The 6,467-nt window shown below is 65.1% G+C and carries 5 protein-coding genes and 1 pseudogene; all 6 read left to right on the top strand.

The window, feature by feature from the left end; genetic code table 11:
• Nucleotides 1–1,015: alpha/beta hydrolase (locus AC2VOU_RS05780; RefSeq protein WP_486956507.1), on the top strand; the 1,015-nt coding region annotated here is incomplete at its 5' end.
• A 155-nt stretch (nucleotides 1,016–1,170) separates the two neighbouring features.
• Complete coding sequence (locus tag AC2VOU_RS05775) at nucleotides 1,171–1,659, top strand: hypothetical protein (protein ID WP_486956506.1); 489 nt, start codon at nucleotides 1,171–1,173, stop codon at nucleotides 1,657–1,659.
• Nucleotides 1,660–1,790: 131 nt separating this feature from the next.
• Entirely contained in the window at nucleotides 1,791–2,813 is a 1,023-nt protein-coding gene (gene gap / locus AC2VOU_RS05770) for a type I glyceraldehyde-3-phosphate dehydrogenase (protein ID WP_486956505.1), read from the top strand.
• Nucleotides 2,814–2,816: 3 nt separating this feature from the next.
• Entirely contained in the window at nucleotides 2,817–4,028 is a 1,212-nt protein-coding gene (locus AC2VOU_RS05765) for a phosphoglycerate kinase (RefSeq protein ID WP_486956504.1), read from the top strand.
• A 136-nt stretch (nucleotides 4,029–4,164) separates the two neighbouring features.
• Nucleotides 4,165–4,950, top strand: a complete 786-nt coding sequence (gene tpiA, locus AC2VOU_RS05760; protein ID WP_486956503.1) for a triose-phosphate isomerase — start codon at nucleotides 4,165–4,167, stop codon at nucleotides 4,948–4,950.
• Nucleotides 4,951–5,049: 99 nt separating this feature from the next.
• Nucleotides 5,050–6,291, top strand: a pseudogene (locus tag AC2VOU_RS05755) (ISAzo13 family transposase); the annotation flags it as partial.
• Nucleotides 6,292–6,467 lie beyond the last annotated feature (176 nt).

Raw genomic sequence — 6,467 nt, 5'->3', positions numbered from 1 at the left:
TACCCATCCGGGAATGCCGTTCGAAGACAAGACTGTGTTCAACGAACGCCACCTCGATGAGCTGACTCACAAGGCGCAAGCCAGTGTCGACGGGATGCAGGCACGCTACGACCAACTCGCCTGCCAGGTCGTCGAGGGTGACCACAGCGCGGCGACAGGCAACGAGCTCGCCGCACTCGGGCCGCGACTGCAAGCCGCCAAACACTCTCTCGACGAATTCCACGGCGCCCAAAACGCCATGAAAGCACCGCCTGGAACTCCGAAACGCTATCTGGGTTACATCGACGACAAAGGGCACGCCGCGGTGTCCATCGGCAACCCCGACACCGCCACCCGCAACGGCATCCTGGTCCCGGGCACCGGCGACGACTTGACCAACATGAGCGACAACACCACGCGGGCATCGCGGATGTATCAGGCGGCGATGGACGCAAACCACGACCTCCGCCCCGGGGACGTGTCGGTGACAGCGTGGCTGGGATATGACCGTCCGATGTCGGTGCTCGGGCAGGCGCCGTGGCCCAGTTACGCCGAACACGGTGCTGGGGCGCTGGATTCGTTCGAAAACGGGATGCGTGCCTCCCACATCGGGGCACCGTCCATCGACACCGTCGTCGGGCACAGTTACGGCACCACGTTGGTCGGCGCCGCAGCCTCCGACGGGCATCACCTCGCGGCGAACAACATCGTCGCGGTCGCCAGTCCCGGCATGTTGGTGGACCACGCCGGCGACCTCAGCATTAATCCAGGCGGCACGGTATATGCCATGACCGACCCGCACGACCCGATCGGACCGGCCAACCTAGTCACCCAATTCACCCTCGGACCCGATCCGACAAGGACTGATTTCGGGGCACATGACCTTTACGCGGGAACTAATTTGGGCAGCGGTCCAGGCAAAGAGTTGCCCAGCCTGGAAGCCCATAGCGGCTACTGGAACCCAAATACTCCAGCTTTGGATAACCTAGGCGCGGTAATCGCGGGAACGCCAGCACCGTATCCGGCGACAGGATAGAAACCGTGCCCGATGGACTCACACGTGTTACACGTCAAGCCTCACGCCTGGTGGTCTTCGCGGCAGCAGTCGGGCTACTGGCCGTCGCCTGTCACGACAGTCAACCGCTCGGCCCACCGATTCCCACTGGCGCGACGATCCTCGGAGGACCACCTATGACATCCGCTCCACCGCCTCCGCCCGGGTGGAAGCAGCAGCCGGTCATCCCTACCAGCCAGCAGCAAGCCCAAGACACCGTGCTCGGCTACCTTAAAAAGACACTGAGTGCATTGCCTCCCGGGACAGTCATCGACGCCTCCCGCTACGGCAGCCCGGGAACCACGGCGCCGTGCAGCGATGCTCCCCTCAACACCAACCCACCGGAAGAATTTTCAACTATCGGCGAACTCAAACCGCCCGGCAGCGACTTCAACAAGATCATTAGCGTTGTAGGCGAAATCTGGAAAAGCTGGGGCTGGTGGGTGTTTGAGCGTGACGATTTCCGCCAACCCAACCGATTCGGCTACGCACCTGACGGCTTCATTCTCCAGATCAAAGTGTCAAGCCCGCCCGGCTACCCGCCGACGATTATCGCAAGCTCCCCATGCTTCCCGCACGACATCGCGCGCGACGATCTCCCGTTTCCCACCACCATCACCTCGTAGCATCACTTGCCGCGGATCAACGACCAGCCTGGAGCCAAGGGCCGCGCCGCTGGTCGGTCACTGTCCGCGCGACCGCTGGGCGCCTCGATTAGGCTGACGGCGAGCATTCGTCGGCATCAAAGGAGACACACGTGACGGTCCGGGTAGGCATCAACGGCTTCGGTCGTATCGGGCGCAACTTCTACCGGGCCCTGCTGGCGCAGCAGGCCGCGGGCGCCGACACCGACATCGAGGTGGTGGCGGCCAACGACCTCACCGACAACGCCAGCCTGGCGCATCTGCTGAAGTTCGACTCGATCCTGGGCCGGCTGCCCTACGACGTCAGCCTCGAGGGCGAGGACACCATCGTCGTCGGCGACCACAAGATCAAGGCGCTGGAGGTCAAAGAGGGACCGGCGGCGCTGCCGTGGGGCGACCTGGGCGTCGACGTCGTCGTCGAGTCCACCGGTATCTTCACCAATGCCGCAAAAGCCAAGGGCCACTTGGATGCCGGCGCCAAGAAGGTGATCATCTCCGCGCCCGCCACCGACGAAGACATCACCATCGTGCTCGGCGTCAACGACGACAAGTACGACGGCAGCCAGAACATCATCTCCAACGCCTCGTGCACCACGAACTGCCTCGGGCCGATCGCCAAGGTGCTCAACGACGAGTTCGGCATCGTCAAGGGCCTGATGACCACCATCCACGCCTACACCCAGGACCAGAACCTGCAGGATGGTCCGCACAAGGACCTGCGCCGGGCGCGGGCCGCCGCGCTGAACATCGTGCCGACCTCGACCGGCGCCGCCAAGGCGATCGGCCTGGTGCTGCCCGAACTCAAGGGCAAGCTGGACGGCTACGCGCTGCGGGTGCCGATCCCCACCGGCTCGGTTACCGACCTCACTGCGGAGTTGAAGAAATCCGCGACCGCCGACGAGATCAACGCCGCGATGAAGGCCGCCGCCGACGGCCCGATGAAGGGCATCCTCAAGTATTACGACGCCCCGATCGTCTCCAGCGACATCGTCACCGACCCGCACAGCTCGATCTTCGACTCCGGCCTGACCAAGGTGATCGACAACCAGGCCAAGGTGGTGTCCTGGTACGACAACGAATGGGGCTACTCCAACCGCCTGGTCGACCTGGTCGCACTGGTCGGCAAGTCGCTGTAGACCATGAGCATCCCGAACCTGGACGACCTTCTCGCGCAGGGGATTTCGGGTCGCGGCGTCCTTGTTCGCTCCGACTTGAACGTGCCGCTGCACGACGGCGTGATCACCGACCCTGGTCGGATCGCCGCGTCGGTGCCGACGATCAGGGCGCTGGCCGATGCCGGCGCCAACGTGGTGGTGACGGCGCATCTGGGCAGGCCCAAGGGGGAGCCCGATCCGTCGCTGTCGCTGGCGCCGGTCGCCGCGAAACTCGGTGAGCTGCTGGGTCGCGACGTGCAGTTGGCCGACGACGTCGTGGGCGCCGACGCCAAAGCTCGCGCCGGCCAGCTGGCCGATGGGGATGTCCTGCTGGTGGAGAACATTCGATTCGACCCGCGGGAAACCAGCAAGGACGACGCGGAGCGGCTGGCGTTGGCGCGTGAGCTGGCCGACTTGGTCGGCTCCACGGGGGCTTTCGTCTCCGACGGTTTCGGCGTGGTACACCGCAAGCAGGCTTCCGTCTACGACGTCGCGACGCTGCTGCCGCATTATGCCGGCACGCTGGTCGCCGAAGAGGTCGCGGTGCTCGAGCGGCTGACCGGTTCGACGAAGCGGCCGTACGCGGTAATCCTCGGCGGCTCCAAGGTCTCCGACAAGCTCGGCGTGATCGAGCAGTTGGCCACCAAAGCCGACAGCATCGTGATCGGCGGCGGCATGTGCTACACATTCCTGGCCGCGATGGGACTTCCGGTGGGGACGTCGCTGCTGCAGACCGAGATGATCGACACCTGCAAGCGATTGCTCGACACGTACGCCGACGTCATCCGGCTGCCGGTCGACATCGTGGTGGCCGACAAATTCGCAGCCGACTCGCCGTCGAAAGTTGTTGCGGCCGATGCGATTCCGGAAGACATGATGGGTCTGGACATCGGACCGGGGACGGTGATCCGGTTCACCAAGCTGCTGGGCAACGCCGAGACCATCTTCTGGAACGGCCCGATGGGGGTCTTCGAATTCCCGGCCTTCGCCGCGGGCACCAAAGGCGTGGCCGAAGTGATCGCTGCCGCGACGGCCAAAGGCGCGTTCAGCGTGGTCGGCGGCGGGGATTCCGCAGCCGCGGTGCGGGCGCTGGGCCTACCCGAGGACGGCTTCTCGCACATTTCCACCGGCGGCGGGGCGTCGCTGGAACACCTTGAGGGCAAGACGCTGCCCGGTCTCGAAGTGTTGAACACTTAGATGCCATTACGCACCGAGATCGACGTTATGGCGGCAAAATTCAAGGGCAGGCGTGCCAAACGTCGATCTCGACGCGGGGAAGGCAACTCCCGGCCCCACCGAACTGTCGAGCGAGACCACTAACCGAAGGACGACGATGAGTCGCAAGCCGCTGATTGCCGGCAACTGGAAGATGAACCTCAACCACTTCGAGGCCATCGCACTGGTGCAGAAGATCGCTTTCTCGTTGCCGGACAAGTACTTCGACAAGGTCGACGTCGCGGTCATTCCGCCGTTCACCGATCTGCGTAGCGTGCAGACCCTGGTCGATGGTGACAAGCTGCGGCTCACCTACGGCGCGCAAGACATCTCGCAGCACGACTCCGGCGCCTACACCGGCGAGATCAGCGGGGCGTTCCTGGCCAAGCTGGGTTGCAGCTATGCCGTGGTCGGGCACTCCGAGCGGCGTACCTATCACCACGAGGACGACGCGCTGGTGGCCGCCAAAGCCAAGGCGGCGCTCAAACACGAGCTGACACCGATCGTCTGCATCGGCGAGCACCTGGAGGTGCGTGAGGCCGGCGATCATGTCAGCCACTGCCGGGAGCAGTTGCGCGGGTCGCTGGCCGGGCTGTCCGCCGAGCAGATCGACAAGGTTGTCATCGCCTACGAGCCGGTGTGGGCGATCGGGACCGGGCGGGTGGCCAGCGCGGCCGACGCCCAGGAGGTCTGCAGGGCGGTGCGTGAAGAGCTGGGCGTGCTGGCGTCCCCGAAAATTGCCGACGCCGTGCGGGTGCTCTACGGCGGCTCGGTGAATGCCAAGAACATCGGCGAGCTCGTCGCCCAGGATGACGTCGACGGTGCCTTGGTCGGCGGGGCGTCGCTGGACGGCGAACAGTTCGCGACGCTGACGGCCATCGCGGCCGGGGGTCCACAGCCCTAACTGGCGGGCCTCGGCCGATGAAGCCGGCTCGATTTCCGATGTAAGGGCTCGCGCAGTAATTAATTAGGTTTTCTAGTTTGGTGTGTGCACACTTGTGGTATGACGCTGCCTGCTGTGGATTCCGATTCGACCGCCGCTCGTTTGTCGTTGATCCGCCCGCATCTGGACGAGCGGGCGTGGCGGTTGTTGCTCGGCGCGGAGGCCAGGGTGCTGGGCCGAGGGGGAATCAAGCTGGTCGCGGCGGCTGCCGCGGTGCATCCGGATACCGTGGCGGCCGGTGTGCGCGAACTCGATGGCGACGAACCGATTCCGGGGCGGGTGCGACGACCAGGCGCGGGGCGCCCGCCGTTGGCGGTGACCGACCCCGATCTGGTGGCCGCGCTGGAAGCCCTGGTGGACCCGGTCTCGCGTGGTGATCCGGAGTCGCCGTTGCGGTGGACGACCAAGTCAACGGCGAAGCTGGCCGCCGAGCTGACCGCCGCCGGGCATCGGGCGTCGCCGCGCACCGTGGCCAAGTTGCTCAAAGCCGCTGGTTACAGCCTGCAGGCGAACTCGAAAACCCTCGAAGGCGCCCAGCATCCGGATCGTGATGCCCAGTTCGGCTATCTCAACACCCACGTGCAACGATTCCAGACCAACGGCGACCCGGTGATCAGCGTGGACACAAAGAAGAAGGAACTCGTCGGCAACTACAAAGCTGCCGGCCGCGAATGGGAGCCCGCAGGATCACCGCGCCCGGTGAAGGTGCATGACTTCGCCGACAAGGCGCTGGGCAAGGTGGCGCCCTACGGGGTCTACGACATCGCCGCCAATACCGGCTGGGTCAATGTCGGCACCGACGCCGACACCGGCGCGTTCGCGGTGGAATCGATCCGCCGCTGGTGGACCACGATGGGCGCCGGCAGCTATCCGGGATCGGGCAAGCTGCTGATCACCGCGGACTCCGGTGGCTCCAATGGATCGCGGCTGCGGCTGTGGAAAACCGAACTCGCCGCCTTTGCCACCGAAGCCGGCCTGGACATCACGGTCTGCCACCTGCCGCCAGGCACCTCCAAATGGAACAAAATCGAACACCGGCTGTTCTCCGCGATCAGCCGCAACTGGCGCGCACGCCCTCTGGAATCCCACGAAGTCGTGATCGAAACTCTCAGGGCAACAACCACATCCACCGGCCTGACCGTGAACGCGGTGCTCGACACCACCACCTACGCCCGCGGCATCAAGATCACCGACAAGCAGATCGCCGCCCTGCAAGCCACCCAACTGCACCGTCACGAGTTCCACGGCGACTGGAATTACACGCTCACCGCCAGCCACACCGCGACACGCCCAACAGAACCCACTTAATTACTGCGCGAGCCCTAAGGGGACCCCCGCACCCCGAAGGCCACGTCGGTCCAGATCCGCGCGGCGCCGGCCGCGGTCAGGGCATCGACCTGGCCGTTGCGGGCTTTGATCGCTCGTCGACACCCGCCCGTAACCCAGTAACTCAGCCAACCCGCCCAGATGATCTACCC

The sequence above is a fragment of the Mycobacterium sp. TH-M25 genome (assembly GCF_057473665.1).
This window is presented reverse-complemented; position numbering and strand designations above follow the sequence as displayed.

Coding starts and splice junctions, on each gene's coding strand:
- tpiA (WP_486956503.1), top strand. CDS start 4,165: ATGAGTCGCAAGCCGCTGATTGCCGGCAACTGGAAGATGAACCTCAAC.
- AC2VOU_RS05765 (WP_486956504.1), top strand. CDS start 2,817: ATGAGCATCCCGAACCTGGACGACCTTCTCGCGCAGGGGATTTCGGGT.
- AC2VOU_RS05775 (WP_486956506.1), top strand. CDS start 1,171: ATGACATCCGCTCCACCGCCTCCGCCCGGGTGGAAGCAGCAGCCGGTC.